Below are 19,118 nucleotides of genomic sequence, written 5' to 3' on the forward strand. Positions count from 1 at the left end.
GCAATCCGCATTTCCCCCCTCGACAGCGGGCCGCCCCACCGCACAATGGCACCCAGCCTCTCAGCCCCTTTTTTCTTCCGCGCGACACTGCAGCCAGCTTTCATTCCATGAGCGACACCACGTTTGACTACATCATCATCGGCGGCGGAACGGCCGGCGCCCTGCTCTGCAACCGCCTGAGCGCGGACGGCCGCAACCGCGTGCTGCTCATCGAGGCCGGTCGCAAGGACGACTACCACTGGATCCACATCCCCGTGGGCTACCTGTACTGCATCGGCAACCCGCGCACCGACTGGCTCTACCATACCGAGCCCGACGCCGGCCTGAACGGCCGCACCCTGCGCTACCCGCGCGGCAAGACGCTGGGCGGCTGCAGCAGCATCAACGGCATGATCTACATGCGCGGCCAGGCCCGTGACTACGACCACTGGGCCGAACTGACGGGCGACGCGAGCTGGCGCTGGGACAACGCACTGCCCTACTTTCGCCGCCACGAGGACCATTGGCGCCTGGACCAGCCGGATGGTGTGAACGAAAATTTCAAACGCCTGCATGGCAACAAGGCCACGGGCAGCCAGGGCGAGTGGCGCGTGGAAAAGCAGCGCCTGCGCTGGGACGTGCTCGATGCCTTCGCCCAGGCGGCGCAGCAGGCAGGCATTCCGGCCACCGATGATTTCAATGGCGGCACCAACGAAGGCGTGGGCTATTTCGAGGTCAACCAGAAGAATGGCTGGCGCTGGAACACCGCCAAGGCCTTTTTGCGCCCCACCTGCTATGGCCGCCCCAACTTCGAGATGTGGACCGCCGCGCAGGCCTCCAAGCTCCTCATCGAGACGCAGCCCGACGGCAGCCAGCGCTGCACCGGCGTGCAGGTGTGGGACGGCCACGAAATGGTCACGGCCCGCGCCACGCAGGAGGTCATCCTGAGCGCCGGCGCGGTGAATTCCCCCCAGCTGCTGCAGCTGTCGGGCATCGGTCCGGCCGCACTGCTGCGCCAGCATGGCATCGAAGTGGTGCACGACCTGCCCGGCGTGGGCGCCAACCTGCAGGACCATCTGCAGATCCGTGCGGTGTTCAAGGTGCAGGGTGTGCAAACGCTCAACACCATGGCCACCTCGCTGCTGGGCAAAGCCAAGATCGGGCTCGAATATGCACTCAAGCGCAGCGGCCCCATGAGCATGGCACCCTCGCAGCTGGGTGCCTTCACGCGCAGCAGTGCCGACCAACCCTGGCCCAACATCGAGTACCACGTGCAGCCGCTGTCGCTCGACGCGTTTGGCGAACCGCTGCACAGCTTTCCGGCCTTCACGGCCAGCGTGTGCAACCTCAACCCCACCAGCCGGGGGACGGTGAACATCAAGAGCGCCGACTTCAAGGCCGCCCCGGCCATCGCGCCCAACTACCTGAGCACCGCCGAAGACCGCCAGGTGGCCGCCGACAGCCTGCGCGTCACGCGCCGCATCGTGGCCCAGCCCGCGCTGGCTCCCTACAAGCCGGAAGAGTGGAAACCGGGCGTGCAGTTTGAAAGCGACGAAGACCTGGCCCGTCTGGCCGGAGACATCGCCACCACCATCTTCCACCCCGTGGGCACCACCAAGATGGGGCGCAACGATGACCCGATGGCCGTGCTGGATTCCCAACTGCGCGTGCGCGGCATTGCGGGCCTGCGGGTGGTGGATGCGGGCGCCATGCCCACCATCACCAGCGGCAACACCAACTCGCCCACGCTGATGCTGGCCGAGAAGGCAGCCGAGTGGATCCTGCAGGCGCGCAAGACGGCGTAATCGACCGCCAGCCACCAGTGCATGGACGCCCACATAGACGCGCTCCCTCGGACATTGTTACCAACACGTTCACAAGCCATGCCAGCCGGCGCAGCCCGATTCCGGCCACAACAACGCCGGACGCGCTGCAACGGGGGTGGGAAATCCCCAATGCACCACCGATAGCCAGCCGTTAAAGTCACGCCACTCGAAAGCGCGCTTCGGTGTGCCAAGCGAGGGGCCCGAGGAGACATTTCTACCAATAATCCAATTCCAAGCACCCAACGAGGTGCATGCTTTTTTCAGGCGCTGGTGATCCCAGCGCCTTTTTCTTGCCCGTTTTTCGCGCAAGCCCCCCCGACGATTGCGCCGACTCTTACCAAATTGATAGCAAACAAGGTGCGAAAATCCTGCGATGGAATGGATTTTTATCACGCTGGCCTCGTTGCTCGCAGGCTTTGTGGATGCGATTGTGGGCGGTGGAGGACTGGTGATGGTGCCGGCGCTGTTTGCGGCCTTTCCCAGCGCACCACCGGCCACGCTGCTGGGCACCAACAAGGCGGCATCGGTATGGGGAACCGCCATGGCCACCTGGCAGTACAGCCGGCGTGTGCAGATCCGCTGGTCGGCCATGCTGCCCGCTGCAGCCGTCGGATTCATGGCGGCGCTCGCCGGTGCCTGGGCGGTCACGGTGATGTCCGCAGACTTCCTGCGCAAGTTGCTGCCACTCGTGCTGCTGGGCGTGCTGGCCTACACACTGGCCAAGAAGGAGCTGGGCCAGCACCACCTGCCCCGCCATGAGGGGCGGGCCGAAGCACTGGTGGCCTGCCTGATCGGCGGGCTCATCGGTTTCTACGACGGATTCTTCGGCCCCGGCACCGGCAGCTTTTTCGTCTTCCTGTTCGTGCGCCTGCTGGGCTACGATTTCCTCAACGCCTCGGCGTCGGCCAAGCTGCTCAATTGCGCCACCAACATTGCGGCCATTGCACTGTTTGCCGCCAAGGGCCATGTGTGGTGGCACTTTGCCGTGACGCTGGCCATTGCCAACGTCGTGGGCAGCCTGCTGGGAACGCACCTGGCGCTCAAGCACGGCACCGGCTTTGTGCGCGGCATTTTCATCGTGGTGGTGGGCACGCTGATCCTCAAGACCGGCTACGACGCCTTCCTGCGCTGAACCGATCCACCGCCAGCCCCACACGCCACCCAGCACGCGATCCAGGGGCTGGCGGAAACAGGCTGTGCCGCATGGACTGCCCTCTATAATCGATTGCGTCAGTTTTATGACGCCCATTACCTTTGGGCGCTATCATTTTCCAGGCTCCGGTTGCGCGACCCGCAAGCCGGATTTTTTGTATCTGTACCACCCCGACAGGATTCTCCATGAAGTTTTTCAAGTTCATCGCCTCCACCCTGGCACTGTGCGCTGTCTTTTCCGTACAGGCCCGCTCCCTCGATGAGATCAAGAAGGGTGGCAAGATCATGGTGGCCACCGAAGGGCAGTTTGCGCCCTTCAATTACTTCAAGGGCACCACGCTGACGGGCTTTGAGGTGGAGGTGGCAGAACTCGCAGCCAAGAAGATGGGCCTGAAGATCGAATGGAAAACCATCGGTTTTGACGCCCTGCTGACCGGCCTGAAGCAGGACCGCTGGGATCTGGTGATCGCATCGCATGGCGTGACCGAAGAGCGCGCCAAGGCCGTCACCTTCACCGCGCCACACTACTGCTCTGGCGGCATGGTGATCGCCATGGACCCCGCGATCCGCAGCGCCAAGGATCTGGGGGGCAAGATCGTCGCCGTGCAGACCGGCACCAGTTACCTGGAAAATGTCCAGAAGGTCACGACCATCAAGGAAATGAAGAACTTCCCCACCGATGTGGATGCGCGCAGCGCACTCACCTCGCGCCGGGTGGACGCCTGGGTGACCGACCGTTTCGTGGCCAAGGAAGTCGTGGCCAAGAACCCCAAGGCAGGCCTGCAACTGGGTGAAATGGTCTTCATCGAGCGCATCGCCTCGGCGGTTGCCAAGGGCAACCAGCCCCTGGCGGATGCCTGGTCGAAGGCACTGGCCGAAACCATGGCCGATGGCAGCTACGCCGCCCTGTCGAAAAAGTACTTCAACGAAGACGTACGCTGCAACTGAAAACGGGGGCTTCGGCCCTCTCTGATCCATGCTCATAGCCCTTTGGCCACGCCACTGGAGCCGCCCGCAGCGTAGCAACGCCACGCTGGTTGCGGCGCTGGTCCTCATGGTGTTCATGCTGGCCCTGCTGGGCCAGATCCTTTCCTTTTTCCCCGAACCCATCGGCTCCAACGCCCAGGCGTTTTCCGATGGTGCGCGCACCACGCTGTGGCTGACGCTGGTCAGCGGCACCGTGGGCCTGGTGCTGGGCACGGCCGCGGCACTGGCACGCACGGCCCGCTGGATCGGTTTGCGCTGGCTGGCGGGTTTTTACATCTGGGCCATTCGCGGAACGCCGCTGCTGGTGCAGATCCTGTTTGTCTACTTCGCGCTGCCGGTGCTGGTGCCGGGGCTGAACCTGCCCGACTTTGCCGCCGCCGTGGTGGCGCTGGGGCTGAACGTGGGCGCCTACAACGCCGAAGCGATCCGCGCGGGTCTGCTGGCCGTGCCCCGGGGCCAGACGGAAGCCGCACGCGCACTGGGCCTCGGGCGTGGCCATGTATTTTTCGATGTGGTGTTTCCGCAGGCCTTCAAGATCTCGCTGCCGCCCCTGGTGAGCAACTTCGTGGCGCTGCTCAAGGACTCCTCGCTGGCGTACGCGATCGGCGTGGTGGAACTGACCAATGTGGGCAACCGCATCCAGTCGGCAACGTTCCAGCCCATTGCCACCTTGACCACCGTGGCCCTGACCTACCTGCTGCTGACCACGCTGGTGACCCAGCTCTCCAACGCCATCGAACACCGCTTCGATGTGGAAGGGCGCATCCAATGAACGCCCCGACGCCCTACATCGTGGCGGAAAACGTCTGCAAGTCCTTTGGCACGAACCAGGTGCTCAAGGACGTATCCACGCATTTCAACACCGGCGAGGTGACCGTCATCATCGGTGCCTCCGGTTCGGGCAAGAGCACCTTGCTGCGCGCCATCAACCGGCTGGAGCCCCACGACAGCGGCACCATCCGCATCGGTGGCGTGTCCGTCACGGACGATCCCCGCACCCTGCAGCAGCAGCGTTGCGAAGTGGGCATGGTGTTTCAGCAGTTCAACCTGTTTGGCCACATGAACGCGCTCGACAACGTGGCATTGGCCCCACGGCGCCTGCGCCATCTTGCAAGGGCCCAGGCCAACGCGCAGGCGATGACCCTGCTGCGCCGCGTTGGCATGCAGGACCATGCCCAAAAGTACCCGTGGCAGCTGTCCGGCGGACAGCAGCAGCGCGTGGCCATCGCCCGCGCATTGGCCATGGCGCCGAAGGTCATGCTCTTTGACGAGCCCACTTCGGCGCTCGACCCCGAAATGGTGCAGGAAGTGCTCGACGTCATGCGCGAACTGGCGCGCGGCGGCATGACCATGATCGTGGTGACCCACGAGATGGGCTTCGCGCGCGAGGTGGCGGACCGTGTGCTGTTCTTCGACAAGGGACGCATTGCGCACGATGCACCCCCCGCGGAGTTCTTCAACAATCCCGGCAATGACCGTATCCGCGCCTTCATCGGCCGGATGGGTGCCTGAATCGCCAGCGCCCCGTCGCGGCCGACCGCAAGGCACCCGAGCCCCGTCCCGTGGCTGCCGCGCGAACCTCGGACCGGCCTTCCCCTTGAACCCCCAGTGCCGCGGTGCGGCAAGCACACGCGCTGAGCACCCGTTTCTTTTGTATGCGCTCTGAACGTTTTGGCCTGCTGGCGCTGCTGGTGGTCACCACCGTGTGGGGAACCACGTTCCCCGCGATGAAGCTGCTGTCGGAGCACCTCGATGCCCTGCAGATCATCTGGTTGCGTTTTGCACTGGCGCTGCTGGTGCTGGCACCGCTGTGGGTGGGCATGCGGCCCAAGGAACGCCTGTGGGGTTGCGCGCTGGGGCTGTTGCTGTTCCTGGCCTTCTGGCTGCAGATCGAAGGCCTGGCGCGCACCACCAGCAATCGCAACGCCTTCGTCACCGGGCTCAACGTGCTGGTGGTGCCCTTGATCGCCATGGTGGCTCTGGGCCGTCGCCATGGCTGGCGCCTTTGGGCCGCGTGCGCCATGGCGTTCGCAGGCATGGCCTTGATGTTCCATGAGGACGATCCCTGGAATCCGGGCGACTCGCTCACGCTGGCCAGTACGGTGTTCTACGCGGTCTATATCCTGGTGCTGGAAGAGTGCTCGCGCCGCACCGTGGCGCACCCGTTGCGTGCCACACGCATGGCCGCGGCACAGGCGACCGTGATGTGCGCCTGCGCCACCGCGCTGCTGCTGGCCCGCGATGGCAGCATGGACTGGCTGCCATCGCTGGGCAAGCTGCAGACATCGAGCTGGCTGGCGCTCGTGTACCTGGGCTTTGTGGCCAGCGTGGTGGTGGTGACGCTGCAGGCCTGGGGCCAGCAGCGCGTGGATGCCATGCGCAGTGCCATCGTGTTCGGACTGGAGCCGGTTTTCGCCGCTCTGACCGCCTGGGTGCTGCTGGGCGAACGGCTGGGCTGGTCCGGACTGGGCGGCGCGACGCTGATTGTGGCGGCTCTGGTTTTCAGCCAGATGGGGCCACCCCGGCGGATCACGGCACCCTCGGTCGCGTAAAGCCGGTGCGCCACGTTTTATTGGCAAAATCAGGCTCAGCGCTTCTGCAGAAAGCGCCAACAGCCCTGATGCTTGATAAGGCTAAGGCGCTGACAGCGGAATATCGGCCACGGCACGCGGCTTGCCGATAGGTGCCGAGGCCTGTCCCTTCTGCACGGCGGCGATGTCTGCCTCGCTCGGGTACTCCCCCAGCAGCCAGTAGTCGAACACCCGGCGGGCAATGGGCGCAGCGTGCGCGGCGCCAAATCCGGCGTTTTCAACGATCAGGGCCAGCGCAATCCTCGGATCTTTGGCGGGCGCGAACGCCGTGAACAGGGAATGGTCACGCTGGTGCTCCTCCAGCGCCCTGGCGTTGTAGCGCACGTTCTGCCCCAGACTGACCGCCTGGGCCGTTCCGGTTTTGCCGCCCGAGGTGTAGGGAGCCCCCGCAAACACGCGCGTTCCGGTCCCTCCCGTGTTCACGGCCACCATCGCGTTGCGCACGATGTCCACGTTCCTGGGTTGGTAGCCCAGGTTTTCACCCGGTGGCTGCACGATCTCCGTCACCGCCCCCGTGACTGCATTCTTCACGGCCTTGGCCATGTGCGGGCGGTAGCGGGTTCCGCCGTTGACCACGGTGGCTTGCGCCTGCGCCAGCTGCAGCATGGTGAAGTTGTTGTAGCCCTGGCCGATGCCCAGCGAGACGGTTTCGCCCGGGAACCAGCGCTTCATCTCGGGGCGTTTGTAGGCGTTGCGTTTCCACTCGGTGCTGGGCAGGGTGCCGCGCACTTCGCCGTTGAGGTCAATGCCGGTGGACTGGCCGAAGCTCAAGGGTTTCATGAAATCGTGGATGGTGTCCACGCCCATCTCCACGGCCAGCGAGTAGAAGTAGGTGTTGCTGGAGAACTGGATGGCGCGGTGCATGTCCAGCGCGCCCAAACCCCCTTCGTGGCTGCGGAAGGTGCGGCCACCGAACGTGTAGAAGCCCGGGTCGTTCACGATCATGCTGGCCGAGCGCTTGTTCAGCTCCAGCGCCGCCAGTGCCATGAAGGGTTTGTAGGTCGAACCCGGCGGGTACAGCCCCCGCAGGGCGCGGTTGAGCAGCGGCTTGTCGATGGACTCATTGAGCGCGGTCCAGTTTTCGACATCGATGCCCTCCACGAACAGGTTGGGATCGAACGTGGGCATGCTCACCAGCGCCAGGATCTCGCCGTTGCGCGGGTCGATGGCCACCAGCGCGCCGCGGCGGGACCCATACAACTCTTCCACCAGTTTTTGCAGCTTGACGTCGATCGACAGCATCACGCTGTCGCCGGGCGTGGCCGCACGGCTCGACAGCTTGCGCACGGCACGGCCGCCCGCGGAAGTCTCCATCTGTTCCACGCCCGTAGCGCCATGCAATGCCGCTTCGTAACTCTGCTCGATGCCCAGCTTGCCGATGTACTCGGTGCCACGGTAGTTGGCCTCTTCATCGGAGTCCTGTATCCGGGCTTTCTCCGCCTGGTTGATGCGCCCGATGTAGCCAATCGCATGGCTTGCCACCTCGCCCAGGGGGTAGTTGCGAAAGAGCCGCGCCTTGATGTCCACCCCGGGAAACCGGTAGCGTTGCGCCGCAAAGCGTGCGACTTCCTCATCCGTCAGGCGGGTGCGGATGGGCAGCGATTCAAAATTGCGCGACTCCTCCATCAAACGCTTGAAGCGGCGGCGATCCCGGGCTTGAATCTCCACCACCTTCGACAATCCATCAATGGTGTCGTCCAGCGACCCCGCCCGGGAGGGCGTTATTTCGAGGGTATAGGCCGCATAGTTGGTTGCCAGCACCACACCATTGCGATCCAGGATCAGGCCTCGGTTGGGAACAATCGGAACGATCGCGGTGCGGTTGCTCTCTGCCTGCGCCGCAAGGTCTTCGTGTCGCACCACCTGCAGAAAGAGCAGACGGGCCACGATCAGGCAGAACGCCAAAAAAACCACCGCACCGATCACCATGACCCGTGTACGAAACCGCGATGCGTCGGCCTCGACATTGCGCAGCTCCGTCATGTCCGCCATCCCTGGGTCGCCTGCGAACGGCGCTCGCGCCAGGTGGTACGCAGCGCTTCAGCAGGTGAATGGACACGCTTCATCATGCGCAAGAAAGGCCTCATAGCGGCCGGTTCTCATCGCGATCCGGTGGACGGCGCTGCGGTGCCAGCAGCACCCAGCTGGCTGGGAGCCAGAGCAAAGCCTCCAGCACGGGCGCGAGCAGCCCCCAGAAGCCTGGAAAAATGCCTCCGCCCGCCATGCGCAGCAACAGCTCCACCGCGTGGGCCAGCACCAACAGCGGCAAGACCTGCAGCGCCTGGGACGGCACACTGAACCACAGCAACCGGCGATGCATCGCCATGGCGCCAAACGCCATCACGGTATAGGCCAGGGCATGCTGCCCCAGCCAGGCTGACTGGTGCACATCCATGCACAGGCCCAGCACGAACGCCACACCCATGCCGATGCGCTGGGGCTGGTGCACCACCCAGAACGCCAGCAGCAGCATCAGGATATCGGGCGTCCAGACCACGCGCCCGAGCGGCAAAAAATTGATCGCCAGGCCCGCCACCAGACTGGCGGCAATGAAGGCCGGATTGACTGGCAGCAGCAAGGGCTGCCCGCGCGGCATGATCATGGCGCGCGCCCCTGCGACGGGACATTCCTGCAGCACATCACTGGCGATCTCCCTTCTTGCCGGGAGACACCGCAACAGGTTCGTGCCGCTCCGGCATGGGTTCTGCCACCGGCTTGAGCAGCATCACATGGCGGGCTCCCTGCACCCCGGCGATGGGGGCGCAATAAATGCGGGCGAATGCCGAGTCGGCCCGCCGTTCCACGCGCACCACCTTGGCGACGGGCAGCCCCGGTGGATACACCCCATCGACCCCGCTGGTCGTGAGCAGGTCCCCCTCGAGGACGTCGGCGTTCGCCGGCATGAAGCGCAACTCCATGCCACCGGCATGGCCCGCCACCGGGTCCCCGTAGGCAACGCCGCGGGTACCGGTGCGTATATTCAGCACCGCAATGGCCTGATCGCGGTCGATCAGCAATGTGACCTCGCTCACGAACGGATGCACCCGCGTGACCTGGCCCAGCACACCCTTCTCGTCGAGCACCGGAGCACCCAGCTCCACGCCGGCCGTCCGGCCCTGGTCCACCACCACCCGCCGGGTGTAGGGATCTGCCGTGTCGTAGAGCACCTGTGCCGCCTGGGCAGGGGTTTCCAGCCGGGTCCGAAGGTCCAGCAATTGCCGCAGATGCAAGTTTTCCTGCATCAACTGCTCCGACTGGAGCGCGCGCTGCGACATCAGGACCATCTGCTTGCGGGCCGCATCGGCGTCTTCCTGGGCCGTTTTCAGGGACTGGAAATAGCCACTGCCCTGCGCAATGAACTCGACCGGCTGCAGCATCAGCCATTGCACCGGGTAAATGACGGTGGCCACCGCCTGGCGCAAGGCGCCCGTGAGGTGAAAGCGCGCATCCGCCACCATCAAAAACAGCGCCAATGCGCTGTAGAGGGCCAGCTTGGAAAGGGACGATGGCCCTTGCTTGAAAAACGGCGGCGCACTGCGCTCAAGGGTTCCGAGCGACATGGCACATGATCGTAGTCAGGCGGGATGGCACGAGCACGACCACCGGGCCGCGGATGCGTGTCCACAAGGCATGGGGGCGAACGCAATCAGTCATGCAATGGAGAACAGGGTGCGACCTGCGCCGGCACAGGCAGCCCCGCTTTACTCGCTGGTAAAAATGCTGCCCAGGCGGTCCATGCGCTCCAGCGCAATGCCGCAACCCCGCACCACGCAGGTCAGCGGGTCTTCGGCCACCAGCACGGGCAGGCCGGTTTCCTCGGCCAGCAGGCGGTCAAGGTCACGCAGCAACGCGCCGCCGCCGGTGAGCATCATGCCGCGGTCGGCAATGTCGGCACCCAGCTCGGGCGGGGTCTGCTCCAGCGCGTTCTTGACGGCCGAGACGATCTGGTTGAGCGGGTCGGTCAACGCTTCCAGCACTTCGTTGCTGGAGATGGTGAAGCTGCGCGGCACGCCTTCGCTGAGGTTCCGGCCTTTGACCTCCATCTCGCGCACTTCGGAACCCGGAAAGGCCGAGCCGATGTTCTTCTTGATGGCTTCGGCCGTGGGCTCGCCGATCAGCATGCCGTAGTTGCGGCGGATGTAGCTGATGATGGCCTCGTCGAACTTGTCGCCACCCACACGCACGCTGCCCTTGTAGACCATGCCGCCCAAGGAGATCACGCCGACTTCGGTGGTGCCGCCGCCGATGTCCACCACCATCGAGCCACTCGCTTCCGAAACTGGCAGCCCGGCGCCGATGCCGGCGGCCATGGGTTCTTCGATCAGGTAAACAGCGGTGGCGCCCGCGGCCTCCGCCGCATCCTTGATGGCGCGGCGCTCGACCTGGGTGGAGCCACAGGGCACGCAGATGATGATGCGCGGGCTGGGGGTGAACAGCGTGCGCGGGTGCACCATCTTGATGAACTGCTTGATCATCTGCTCGGTGATCACGAAGTCGGCGATCACGCCGTCTTTCATGGGCCGGATGGCCTCGATATTGCCGGGCACCTTGCCCAGCATGGCCTTGGCCTCACGGCCGACAGCCTGAATCACTTTCTTGCCATGGGGCCCACCTTCGTGGCGAATGGCAACGACAGAAGGCTCATCCAGCACAATGCCTTTGTCGCGTGCAAAGATGAGGGTGTTGGCAGTGCCAAGGTCAATGGCAAGGTCGGTGGAGAAATACCGACGGAAAGCTCCGAACATTCAAAAATCCTCTCAGGCACGGCATGCACTTCGGCCTGCCGTCGCGGGGTGTGTCAGGGAGTGGGTGGGGTGGTCAGATTTTGCTTTTTTCGCACAATGACCGTCAGGCAGGGGGTCTTGCGGCAAAGCCGGGATAATACCCCATCCCCTGTGAATAACTTCGTTCAGTTTGACCGACATCACGGCTTTACATCTGGTTTCCCTCCTTTTTCCCGCTATGGCACTAACACCCCAGGACATCGCTCGCATCGCCAATCTGGCGCGGCTGGAATTGACCCCTTCTGAGAGTGAGCGCATGCTGACTCAACTGAATGGCTTCTTTGGCATCGTAGAAAAGATGCGGGCGGTGGACACCTCGGGACTCACCCCCCTGGCGCATCCCGTCGCGGCCATCCAGGACGTGGCCCTGCGGCTGCGCGAGGACGTGGCCAGCGAACCCAACCAGCGCGAAGCCAACCAGCAAAGCGCCCCCGCTGTCGAACGAGGCCTGTTCCTCGTGCCCAAAGTGATCGAGTAAGAGCCCCGCCGCATGACTTCCACCGCATTGCATGACCTGGGCGTGGCCCAGCTGGCCACCGAACTGCGCGAGCGCCGCGTTTCCGCCGTCGAAGCCGCCCAGCATTTCCTGGCCCGCGCCAAGGCGCACCAGAACCTGGGCGCATTTGTGGCCCTGAACGAAGACGCCACCCTCACCCAGGCCCAGGCCGCCGATGCCCGCATTGCCGCAGGCACGGCGGGCGCGCTGGAAGGCGTGCCGATTGCGCACAAGGACATCTTCGTCACCAAGGGCTTCCCCAGCACCGCCGGCTCCAAGATGCTGGCGGGCTACCAGTCCCCGTTTGACGCCACCGTGGTCACCAAGCTGGCCGATGCGGGCGCGGTGACGCTGGGCAAGCTCAACTGCGACGAGTTCGCCATGGGCTCGGCCAACGAAAACTCGGCCGTGGCCCCCGTGGGCTTCGACGTCCCCGCCCCCGTACGCAACCCGTGGGACACCCATCGCATTCCCGGCGGCTCCTCGGGCGGCAGCGCCGTGGCCGTGGCCGCGCGCCTGGCCCCGGCTGTCACGGGCACCGACACCGGCGGCTCCATCCGCCAGCCCGCCTCGTTTTGCGGCATCACCGGCATCAAGCCGACCTATGGCCGCGCCAGCCGCTACGGCATGATCGCCTTCGCTTCCAGCCTGGACCAGGCCGGCCCCATGGCCCGCTCGGCCGAGGACTGCGCGCTGCTGCTGTCGGCCATGTGCGGCCCCGACCCGGACCGTGACTCCACCTCGCTGGATGTGCCGGCCGAAAACTTCAGCGCCAAGCTCAACGACAGCATCGAGGGCCTGCGCATCGGCATCCCCGCCGAGTTCTTTGGCGACGGCCTGGCGCCCGATGTGCGCGCTGCCGTCGATGCCGCCTTGAAGGAATACGAAAAGCTCGGCGCCAAGCCCGTGCCCATCAGCCTGCCGCGCACCGAGTTGTCGATTCCGGTGTACTACATCATTGCCCCGGCCGAAGCCTCGTCCAACCTCTCCCGCTTTGACGGCGTGAAGTTCGGCCACCGCGCCAAGGACTACACCGATCTGGTCGACATGTACAAGAAGACCCGCGCCGAAGGCTTTGGCGACGAGGTCAAGCGCCGCATCATGATTGGCACCTATGTGCTCTCGCACGGTTACTACGACGCCTACTACCTGCAGGCGCAGAAGATCCGCCGCATGATCGCCGACGATTTCCAGAACGCATTCAAGCACTGCGACCTGATCGCCGGCCCCGTGGCGCCCACCGTGGCCTGGAAGCTCGGCGAACATGGCAACGACCCGCTGGCCGACTACCTGGCCGACATCTTCACGCTGCCCGCATCGCTGGCGGGCCTGCCCGGTATGAGCGTGCCAGCGGGTTTTGGCGAGGGCGGCATGCCCGTGGGCCTGCAGCTCATTGGCAACTACTTCCAGGAAGCCCGCCTTCTGAACGCTGCGCACCGCCTGCAGCAAGCCACTGACTTCCACCTCCGTCAACCCGGAGGTCTGTGATATGACCAGCAAATTGATCCACGGCTATGAAGTCGTCATCGGCTTCGAGACCCACACCCAGCTCGCCACGCAGAGCAAGATCTTCAGCCGCGCGCCCACCGCCTTTGGCGCCGAGCCCAACACGCAGGCCTGCGCGGTGGACCTGGCCCTGCCCGGCACTTTGCCCGTGATGAACCGTGAAGCGGTGGCCTGCGCTATCAAACTGGGACTGGCACTTGGCTCCCACATTGCGCCCGTGAGCATTTTTGCACGCAAGAACTACTTCTACCCCGATCTGCCCAAGGGCTACCAGATCAGCCAGTTCGAGATCCCGGTCGTGCAAGGCGGCGAGGTCGCGTTCTTCCTGGGCGACGAGAAGAAGACCGTGCGCCTGGTGCGCGCCCACCTGGAAGAAGACGCGGGCAAATCGCTGCATGAGGACTTCATCGGCCAGTCGGGCATCGACCTGAACCGTGCCGGCACGCCGCTGCTGGAGATCGTGACCGAGCCCGACATGCGCTCGTCCGAAGAGGCCGTGGCCTATGCCAAGGAACTGCACAAGATCGTCACCTGGATCGGCATCTGCGACGGCAACATGCAGGAAGGCAGCTTCCGCTGCGACGCCAACGTTTCCGTGCGCAAGCCCGGCGCCGCTTTAGGCACGCGCCGCGAGATCAAGAACCTGAATTCTTTCAAGTTCATGCAACAGGCCATCGACTACGAAATCCGCTGGCAGATCGAGCAGATCGAGGACGGCCACGCCATCCAGCAGGCCACCGTGCTGTTCGACCCCGACACCGGCGAAACCCGCGCCATGCGCACCAAGGAAGACGCGGCGGACTACCGCTACTTTCCTGACCCCGACCTGCCGCCGCTCCACATTTCAGCGCAATGGGTGCAGGAACAGCGTGCACTGATGGCCGAGTTGCCCCGCGCCATGGCTGCGCGCTTCGTGGCGGACCATGGCCTGCCCGAATACGATGCCACCACGCTCACGCAAAGCAAGGCCATGGCCGCCTACTTCGAAGCTGCGGCCACGGCCTGCGGGCAGTCGAAGCTGGCCAGCAACTGGATCATGGGCGAGATGTCGCGCCGCCTGAACGCGGGCGAGATCGGCATCGAGCAGGCACCGGTATCGTCTGCGCAACTGGCTGCACTGATCGCGCGCATTGCCGACGGCACGATTTCCAACAACGCTGCCAGGCAGGTGTTTGATGCGCTGTGGAACGGTGAATCGGCCGACGTGGACGCAGTCATCGAATCCAAGGGCCTCAAGCAGATGAATGACAGTAGCGCACTGGAGAAGATCATCGACGAGGTGATCGTTGCCAACGCCGACAACGTGGCGCAGTTCCGCGCAGGCAAGGACAAGGCCTTCAATGCGCTGGTGGGTCAGATCATGAAGGCCAGCAAGGGCAAGGCCAATCCGACGCAGGTCAACGAGTTGCTGCGCGCACGGCTCGCAGCCTGATTTCACGGGGCACGGCGCACTGGCCTGCCGGTGCCGCCTTCAGCGCTTGGAGGCAGGCAGCAACACGTCGGAGGCTGCGGCTGCAGGCGCTATTTGCGCAGCCCACAGCCTGCGCAGCTGCGCCAGCTCTGCGTCGTAGCGCTGGTGGATGCGGCGTTTTTCCTCTTTCTGGTTGAGCACGAAGCGCCGCTGCTCCTCCATGCCTGCATCGTTTTCGGCAATCTTGCTGCGCAGCGCCATGGGGGCCTTGGCAGGATCCCGCTGGTAAAACTCCATTTCGTTTTCCAGGGCCTTGCGCTGCTGCTGCAGTTCCACCACACGTTTCTCGGCAACGGCGGTGACGTCCTCCAGCAGCTGAATGGCTGAGGCACGTTCCATATCATGGGCCGCCTTGTCCGGGTAGCGGGCGGTGAGAACCCGCTCGCGGCGGCGTTCTTCCTGCTGGCGGGCGCGCTCCTCCGCCTCCTTGCGGCGCTGCACTTCCAGGGCGGCCCGCTCCTTCTCGGTGAGGGAAGGGCCAATCTGGCGCCGCACGGTGCCCATGGGACCCAGTTCACGCTGCTCGCGGTCCAGGCATTCGGCAATGGGACGGTCCGCCGTCAGGCGGCGCCCCTGGCGATCGACACAGGTGTAGATGCTGCCGCCATTGGTCTGCTGCGCCCACGCGCACTGCGCTGCCACGCTGGCCACCACACCTACTCCCATGATCCACGCCAATTTGCTCAACTGAATGACCCTTGGTTGACTCCGTACCGCTGCCGATAGGCCAGCACCCGCTGGTGGTGCGTGCCCATCTCCCCCCCCTCTTTTTCGGAAAGATAGAGCAATAAGTCTGCCAGGGTTGCAATGGCGCACACCTGCATGCCCAACTGGTGGCGCACATACTGCACGGCGCTGTGCTCGACGTCCTGGCCATTCTCGGTGGCTTTTTCCTGGCGGTCCAGTGCAATGGCAACCGCGTGGGGTACTGCGCCAGCGGCGCGGATGATGGCGATGGACTCGCGTGCGGCGGTGCCTGCCGACATCACGTCGTCAATGATCAGCACCCGCCCCTGGAGGGATGCGCCCACCAGGGTGCCGCCTTCTCCATGGTCCTTGGCTTCCTTGCGGTTGTAGGCGAAGGGCACATTGCGCCCCCGCCGCGCCAACTCCACGGCCACGGTTGCGGCCAGGGGAATGCCCTTGTAGGCTGGACCGAACACCATGTCGAACTCGATCCCGCTGGCCAACAGGGCTTTTGCATAGAATTCCGCAAGGCGGCCCAGCTTGTCCCCGTCGTCGAAAAGGCCGGCGTTGAAGAAGTAGGGACTCAGGCGCCCCGCCTTGGTCTTGAATTCCCCGAACCGCAGCACCCCTGCCTCAACGGCAAAACGGACAAAATCCTGCGCCAGACGACCCTGCTCAGGGGTTGGCGCGCCAACATTCACCATGGAAATTCCTTGTTCAAGTTAACCAGCCTCAATCTCAACGGCATCCGTTCCGCCACCAGCAAGGGCGTGGAACCCTGGATCGCAAGCATGCGGCCGGATTGTATTTGCGTGCAGGAAGTGAAGGCCCAGGCCGCCGATATCGCCACGCGTTTCGAACAGCTTGCCGAGATGAACGGCCATTTCCACTTTGCCCAGAAAAAAGGCTACTCGGGCGTCGGCATCTACACGCGCCATGAGCCCAGCGAGGTCATCGCCGGCTATGGCTCGCCCGAGTTCGATGCCGAGGGCCGCTATATCGAACTGCGCTTTGACACGCCCGCGCGCAAGCTGTCCATCATCAGCGCGTACTTTCCCAGCGGCTCGTCGGGCGAAGAGCGACAGCAGGCCAAATTCCGCTTCCTGGGAGAGTTCCATCCGCATCTGATGGCCGCCAAGGGCCAGCGGGAGTTCATCCTGTGCGGCGACATCAACATCGCGCACCAGCAGATCGATCTGAAAAACTGGCGCGGCAACCAGAAAAACAGCGGCTTCCTGCCCGAAGAACGCGCCTGGATGACAAAACTGTTGCACACAACTGATGCCGGCGGCGGCCTGGTGGACGTTTACCGTCAGTTACAACCCACGGCCACCGACACCGCCTACACCTGGTGGAGCAACCGGGGGCAGGCCTATGCCAACAACGTGGGGTGGCGCCTGGATTACCACCTGGCCACCCCCGCACTGGCGGCTCTCGCACGCACCGAGCACATCTACAAGAACGAAAAATTCTCGGACCATGCGCCCATCACCGTGGATTACGACTTCACGCTCTGACGGCCGCCCTCGCCCCCTCTCCCTGCGGACCACCCATGACCGCAACGCCCGCAGCGATTGTCACCGTGCCCACCCCGTGCTTTACCCCTCCGGATACGGATGCTCTGTGGAAACGGGTCACCACCCCCCATCCGGGGGCTGGAAAGGCGCATCATCATCTGGGTGAAGCCCTTTGGCGACCGGCATCATCAGCGAGCAGACGCTACTGAAAGGCCTGCAGCGTGCACCTGCAGACTCAGCGGGGTTCGCCCACCGGGGCGGGTGCGCACCACAGCCCTGCCGTTGCCGCTCGCGCCACGGCCCAGGAACTGGCTGCCAACCTCCCGTCCACGGCCCCCGACAGCGAGGCCGAGGCGGCCGGCATGCTCACCCTGCGCCAGGACGGCTTCGAAAAGGTGCCGCAGGGCCTGACCGATATGGCCGAAGTGGTGGCGGCCACCAACCTGTAACAGGATCAATGCCTAATTAGCGGCCAGCGCTTATGCAGAAAGCGCTACAAGCTATATATGCAATAGCATACACCTCACACCCGACCCGGGTCGGCGCTACGGGTCCCTGGTGCTGGCCCCGGCAGTTCCGGCAGGTTGCCAGACAAACTGGTAATGCGCCGGCGGCACGCCCGGCCGCACCTTGTGGAACGGCAGGCGGATCGACTGCATGGCCAGCGCCGGCCTGCCCGTGCTCGCGCTGGCCCACCAGCCTGGTTCCAGACGGTCTTCGCGCGAAATCAGCAACCAGCCCTGTCCTGCCGTGCGCGCGCGCGCCAGGTGGCTGGCGACACAGGTGGCGACGTCCTTGCCCGACATGCAGGCATTCACAGGGGCTCGGGGGAATCGGGTGAGCAGCGCGCCCGCCAACATGTGGTCGGCAGCGATGATGGGGCTGACACCGTCGTAGCCCGCCTGCCGCAGCGCGTGGCCCAGTTCCACCACTGGATGGTTGAGTTCGTCCGGGTGGCCGCGCAGGCCGGTGATCCAGGGACGCAGCCCCGCAGCCAACAGAAAGAGGAGCGCGATGCAGACGACGGCAGCGCTGTAGCGGCCAGCACGCGGGTGGTGCTGCAGCTCCGGCCGCGCTGTGAACACCGCCAGCGGTACCATGCACAACAGCGGCAGCACCCAGCGGCCCTTGAAATGGGTCACGCCTGCCGCCAGTACCATGCCCAGCAGGGCCAGCAGGGCCAAAAGGACGTAGCGCACAAAGATCTGCTGCGCCCAGGGCGCGGCGGGCGCCAGCGGCCAGCGCCACCAGGCCGAGCGAAACACCGCCAGCGCGACCAGCACCCACAGCGCCAGCATGCCGGTCAGGTTGCCCAGCAAGGCCAGCAGTCCCTTGCCCAACGCCCGCTCGGGCTGGATTTCCATCTTGGCCAGGGTGCCCGCTGTGGCCTCCTGCAGGTGCGAGGCCAGCCAGACCGCATGCGGCAAGACCACCAGTCCGCCCACGATCAGCACCCACCACCAGCCGCGCGCCAGCAATGCCCCCCTGGCCTGCGGCACCGACAGCGCCGCCACCAGCATGACACCGATGACCAGCGCAAAACTGTATTTCGCCAGCAGGCCCACCCCGCACACCAGCCCCAGCAAGGCAAAGTCCACCGGCCTGGGCCGCTTGACGATGCGCAGCAGCAGCCACCAGGCACCACAGGCCATGGCGGTCACCAGGATGGAGTGCGTCTGGTCGCGGACCGAATCCCAGCCCAGGGCGGGAAACAGCAGCATGCTGGCCGAAGCCCACCACGCGCCGCGCTGACAGAGCAATTCGCGCCCGGCCAGCCACATCAGCGTGTAGGTCAGCGCGAGCAGCATGTGCTTGAGCAGCGACAGCGCCAGCACAGAAGGGCCGAACACCTGGTTGGTCAGCCATTGCAGCCAGGTATAGAGCGGCGGCTGGGCGCCATAGCCCAGGGCCAGCTCCTGCGACCACAGCATCTGTTCGGCCTCGTCCCATTTCAATGCGGGCGACACCGCCACCCGCACCACGACATGCGCCAGTGCAATCGCCAGCAGCCAGGCCAGTGGATGCGCCATCAGGGATCGAAAAGACAACGGGGTGCGGGGCGCTGCAGAAACGTTCATGTTCTCGGGGGCTGGACGTTGCGCCGCCAAGACCGGCTGCCGGC

18 protein-coding genes are annotated in these 19,118 nt (G+C 64.8%); 11 read left to right on the top strand and 7 right to left on the bottom strand.

What is annotated here, in order from left to right; all coding sequences use genetic code 11:
* Nucleotides 1–107 precede the first annotated feature (107 nt).
* From AC1RDS_RS08460 to AC1RDS_RS08485, 6 genes are all read left to right on the top strand, one after another.
* Complete coding sequence (locus tag AC1RDS_RS08460) at nucleotides 108–1,784, top strand: GMC family oxidoreductase (RefSeq protein WP_303835467.1); 1,677 nt, start codon at nucleotides 108–110, stop codon at nucleotides 1,782–1,784.
* A 394-nt stretch (nucleotides 1,785–2,178) separates the two neighbouring features.
* Complete coding sequence (locus tag AC1RDS_RS08465) at nucleotides 2,179–2,937, top strand: sulfite exporter TauE/SafE family protein (RefSeq protein ID WP_303835469.1); 759 nt, start codon at nucleotides 2,179–2,181, stop codon at nucleotides 2,935–2,937.
* A gap of 206 nt (nucleotides 2,938–3,143) precedes the next feature.
* Nucleotides 3,144–3,905 (top strand): ABC transporter substrate-binding protein, encoded by a 762-nt coding sequence (locus tag AC1RDS_RS08470; protein ID WP_348682523.1) that lies wholly within the window; start codon nucleotides 3,144–3,146, stop codon nucleotides 3,903–3,905.
* Nucleotides 3,906–3,933: 28 nt separating this feature from the next.
* Nucleotides 3,934–4,716, top strand: a complete 783-nt coding sequence (locus tag AC1RDS_RS08475; protein WP_303835472.1) for an amino acid ABC transporter permease — start codon at nucleotides 3,934–3,936, stop codon at nucleotides 4,714–4,716.
* Entirely contained in the window at nucleotides 4,713–5,456 is a 744-nt protein-coding gene (locus tag AC1RDS_RS08480; RefSeq protein ID WP_492226773.1) for an amino acid ABC transporter ATP-binding protein, read from the top strand. Before AC1RDS_RS08475 ends, AC1RDS_RS08480 begins: the two co-directional genes overlap by 4 nt.
* A 143-nt stretch (nucleotides 5,457–5,599) precedes the next feature.
* Nucleotides 5,600–6,496: a DMT family transporter gene (locus AC1RDS_RS08485; RefSeq protein WP_492226774.1), complete on the top strand. Its 897-nt coding sequence runs from the start codon at nucleotides 5,600–5,602 to the stop codon at nucleotides 6,494–6,496.
* A gap of 81 nt (nucleotides 6,497–6,577) precedes the next feature.
* Here AC1RDS_RS08485 and mrdA read toward each other — a convergent pair whose 3' ends face one another.
* From mrdA to AC1RDS_RS08505, 4 genes are all read right to left on the bottom strand, one after another.
* Nucleotides 6,578–8,518: a penicillin-binding protein 2 gene (gene mrdA / locus AC1RDS_RS08490; RefSeq protein ID WP_492226861.1), complete on the bottom strand. Its 1,941-nt coding sequence runs from the start codon at nucleotides 8,516–8,518 to the stop codon at nucleotides 6,578–6,580.
* Nucleotides 8,519–8,618: 100 nt separating this feature from the next.
* Nucleotides 8,619–9,137, bottom strand: a complete 519-nt coding sequence (gene mreD, locus AC1RDS_RS08495) for a rod shape-determining protein MreD (protein ID WP_303835480.1) — start codon at nucleotides 9,135–9,137, stop codon at nucleotides 8,619–8,621.
* 37 nt (nucleotides 9,138–9,174) lie between these two features.
* Nucleotides 9,175–10,095 carry a rod shape-determining protein MreC gene (mreC, locus tag AC1RDS_RS08500; RefSeq protein ID WP_303835481.1) on the bottom strand — a complete coding sequence of 307 codons (921 nt, stop codon included), beginning with the start codon at nucleotides 10,093–10,095 and terminating at the stop codon, nucleotides 9,175–9,177.
* 141 nt (nucleotides 10,096–10,236) lie between these two features.
* Nucleotides 10,237–11,280: a rod shape-determining protein gene (locus tag AC1RDS_RS08505; protein WP_005798130.1), complete on the bottom strand. Its 1,044-nt coding sequence runs from the start codon at nucleotides 11,278–11,280 to the stop codon at nucleotides 10,237–10,239.
* Nucleotides 11,281–11,497: 217 nt separating this feature from the next.
* On the opposite strand from AC1RDS_RS08505, the gene gatC reads away from it, so the two are divergent.
* From gatC to gatB, 3 genes are read left to right on the top strand one after another with little or no spacing between them, the layout of a single operon-like run.
* On the top strand, nucleotides 11,498–11,797 hold the full coding sequence (gene gatC, locus AC1RDS_RS08510) for an Asp-tRNA(Asn)/Glu-tRNA(Gln) amidotransferase subunit GatC (protein WP_303835508.1): 300 nt from the start codon (nucleotides 11,498–11,500) through the stop codon (nucleotides 11,795–11,797).
* Between the two features lie 12 nt (nucleotides 11,798–11,809).
* Nucleotides 11,810–13,303, top strand: a complete 1,494-nt coding sequence (gatA, locus tag AC1RDS_RS08515) for an Asp-tRNA(Asn)/Glu-tRNA(Gln) amidotransferase subunit GatA (protein WP_492226775.1) — start codon at nucleotides 11,810–11,812, stop codon at nucleotides 13,301–13,303.
* 1 nt (nucleotide 13,304) lies between these two features.
* Nucleotides 13,305–14,753, top strand: a complete 1,449-nt coding sequence (gene gatB / locus AC1RDS_RS08520; protein ID WP_492226776.1) for an Asp-tRNA(Asn)/Glu-tRNA(Gln) amidotransferase subunit GatB — start codon at nucleotides 13,305–13,307, stop codon at nucleotides 14,751–14,753.
* Between the two features lie 39 nt (nucleotides 14,754–14,792).
* Here the strand turns inward: gatB and AC1RDS_RS08525 are convergent, their stop codons facing one another.
* Both AC1RDS_RS08525 and pyrE read right to left on the bottom strand, forming a co-directional pair.
* Nucleotides 14,793–15,458 carry a DUF4124 domain-containing protein gene (locus AC1RDS_RS08525; RefSeq protein ID WP_492226777.1) on the bottom strand — a complete coding sequence of 222 codons (666 nt, stop codon included), beginning with the start codon at nucleotides 15,456–15,458 and terminating at the stop codon, nucleotides 14,793–14,795.
* Nucleotides 15,459–15,475: 17 nt separating this feature from the next.
* The gene (gene pyrE / locus AC1RDS_RS08530) at nucleotides 15,476–16,183 is read right to left on the bottom strand and encodes an orotate phosphoribosyltransferase (protein ID WP_492226778.1); all 708 of its coding nucleotides are present in this window, start codon (nucleotides 16,181–16,183) and stop codon (nucleotides 15,476–15,478) included.
* A 9-nt stretch (nucleotides 16,184–16,192) separates the two neighbouring features.
* On the opposite strand from pyrE, the gene AC1RDS_RS08535 reads away from it, so the two are divergent.
* Both AC1RDS_RS08535 and AC1RDS_RS08540 read left to right on the top strand, forming a co-directional pair.
* Nucleotides 16,193–16,996: an exodeoxyribonuclease III gene (locus AC1RDS_RS08535; protein ID WP_303835494.1), complete on the top strand. Its 804-nt coding sequence runs from the start codon at nucleotides 16,193–16,195 to the stop codon at nucleotides 16,994–16,996.
* Between the two features lie 221 nt (nucleotides 16,997–17,217).
* On the top strand, nucleotides 17,218–17,445 hold the full coding sequence (locus AC1RDS_RS08540) for a hypothetical protein (protein ID WP_303835495.1): 228 nt from the start codon (nucleotides 17,218–17,220) through the stop codon (nucleotides 17,443–17,445).
* A gap of 96 nt (nucleotides 17,446–17,541) precedes the next feature.
* On the opposite strand, the gene AC1RDS_RS08545 is transcribed toward AC1RDS_RS08540, so the two are convergent.
* On the bottom strand, nucleotides 17,542–19,026 hold the full coding sequence (locus AC1RDS_RS08545; RefSeq protein WP_492226779.1) for an ArnT family glycosyltransferase: 1,485 nt from the start codon (nucleotides 19,024–19,026) through the stop codon (nucleotides 17,542–17,544).
* Between the last annotated feature and the right edge of the window lie 92 nt (nucleotides 19,027–19,118).

The sequence above is a fragment of the Acidovorax sp. GW823-FHT02H02 genome (genome assembly GCF_058797075.1).

Excerpts from the sequence above, each read along its gene's own strand:
- pyrE (WP_492226778.1), bottom strand. The coding sequence starts at position 16,183 with ATGGTGAATGTTGGCGCGCCAACCCCTGAGCAGGGTCGTCTGGCGCAG.
- AC1RDS_RS08460 (WP_303835467.1), top strand. The coding sequence starts at position 108 with ATGAGCGACACCACGTTTGACTACATCATCATCGGCGGCGGAACGGCC.
- gatB (WP_492226776.1), top strand. The coding sequence starts at position 13,305 with ATGACCAGCAAATTGATCCACGGCTATGAAGTCGTCATCGGCTTCGAG.
- gatC (WP_303835508.1), top strand. The coding sequence starts at position 11,498 with ATGGCACTAACACCCCAGGACATCGCTCGCATCGCCAATCTGGCGCGG.
- mrdA (WP_492226861.1), bottom strand. The coding sequence starts at position 8,518 with ATGACGGAGCTGCGCAATGTCGAGGCCGACGCATCGCGGTTTCGTACA.
- AC1RDS_RS08485 (WP_492226774.1), top strand. The coding sequence starts at position 5,600 with ATGCGCTCTGAACGTTTTGGCCTGCTGGCGCTGCTGGTGGTCACCACC.
- AC1RDS_RS08475 (WP_303835472.1), top strand. The coding sequence starts at position 3,934 with ATGCTCATAGCCCTTTGGCCACGCCACTGGAGCCGCCCGCAGCGTAGC.
- AC1RDS_RS08525 (WP_492226777.1), bottom strand. The coding sequence starts at position 15,458 with ATGGGAGTAGGTGTGGTGGCCAGCGTGGCAGCGCAGTGCGCGTGGGCG.
- gatA (WP_492226775.1), top strand. The coding sequence starts at position 11,810 with ATGACTTCCACCGCATTGCATGACCTGGGCGTGGCCCAGCTGGCCACC.
- AC1RDS_RS08505 (WP_005798130.1), bottom strand. The coding sequence starts at position 11,280 with ATGTTCGGAGCTTTCCGTCGGTATTTCTCCACCGACCTTGCCATTGAC.
- mreC (WP_303835481.1), bottom strand. The coding sequence starts at position 10,095 with ATGTCGCTCGGAACCCTTGAGCGCAGTGCGCCGCCGTTTTTCAAGCAA.
- AC1RDS_RS08465 (WP_303835469.1), top strand. The coding sequence starts at position 2,179 with ATGGAATGGATTTTTATCACGCTGGCCTCGTTGCTCGCAGGCTTTGTG.
- AC1RDS_RS08545 (WP_492226779.1), bottom strand. The coding sequence starts at position 19,026 with ATGGCGCATCCACTGGCCTGGCTGCTGGCGATTGCACTGGCGCATGTC.
- AC1RDS_RS08480 (WP_492226773.1), top strand. The coding sequence starts at position 4,713 with ATGAACGCCCCGACGCCCTACATCGTGGCGGAAAACGTCTGCAAGTCC.
- AC1RDS_RS08470 (WP_348682523.1), top strand. The coding sequence starts at position 3,144 with ATGAAGTTTTTCAAGTTCATCGCCTCCACCCTGGCACTGTGCGCTGTC.
- mreD (WP_303835480.1), bottom strand. The coding sequence starts at position 9,137 with ATGATCATGCCGCGCGGGCAGCCCTTGCTGCTGCCAGTCAATCCGGCC.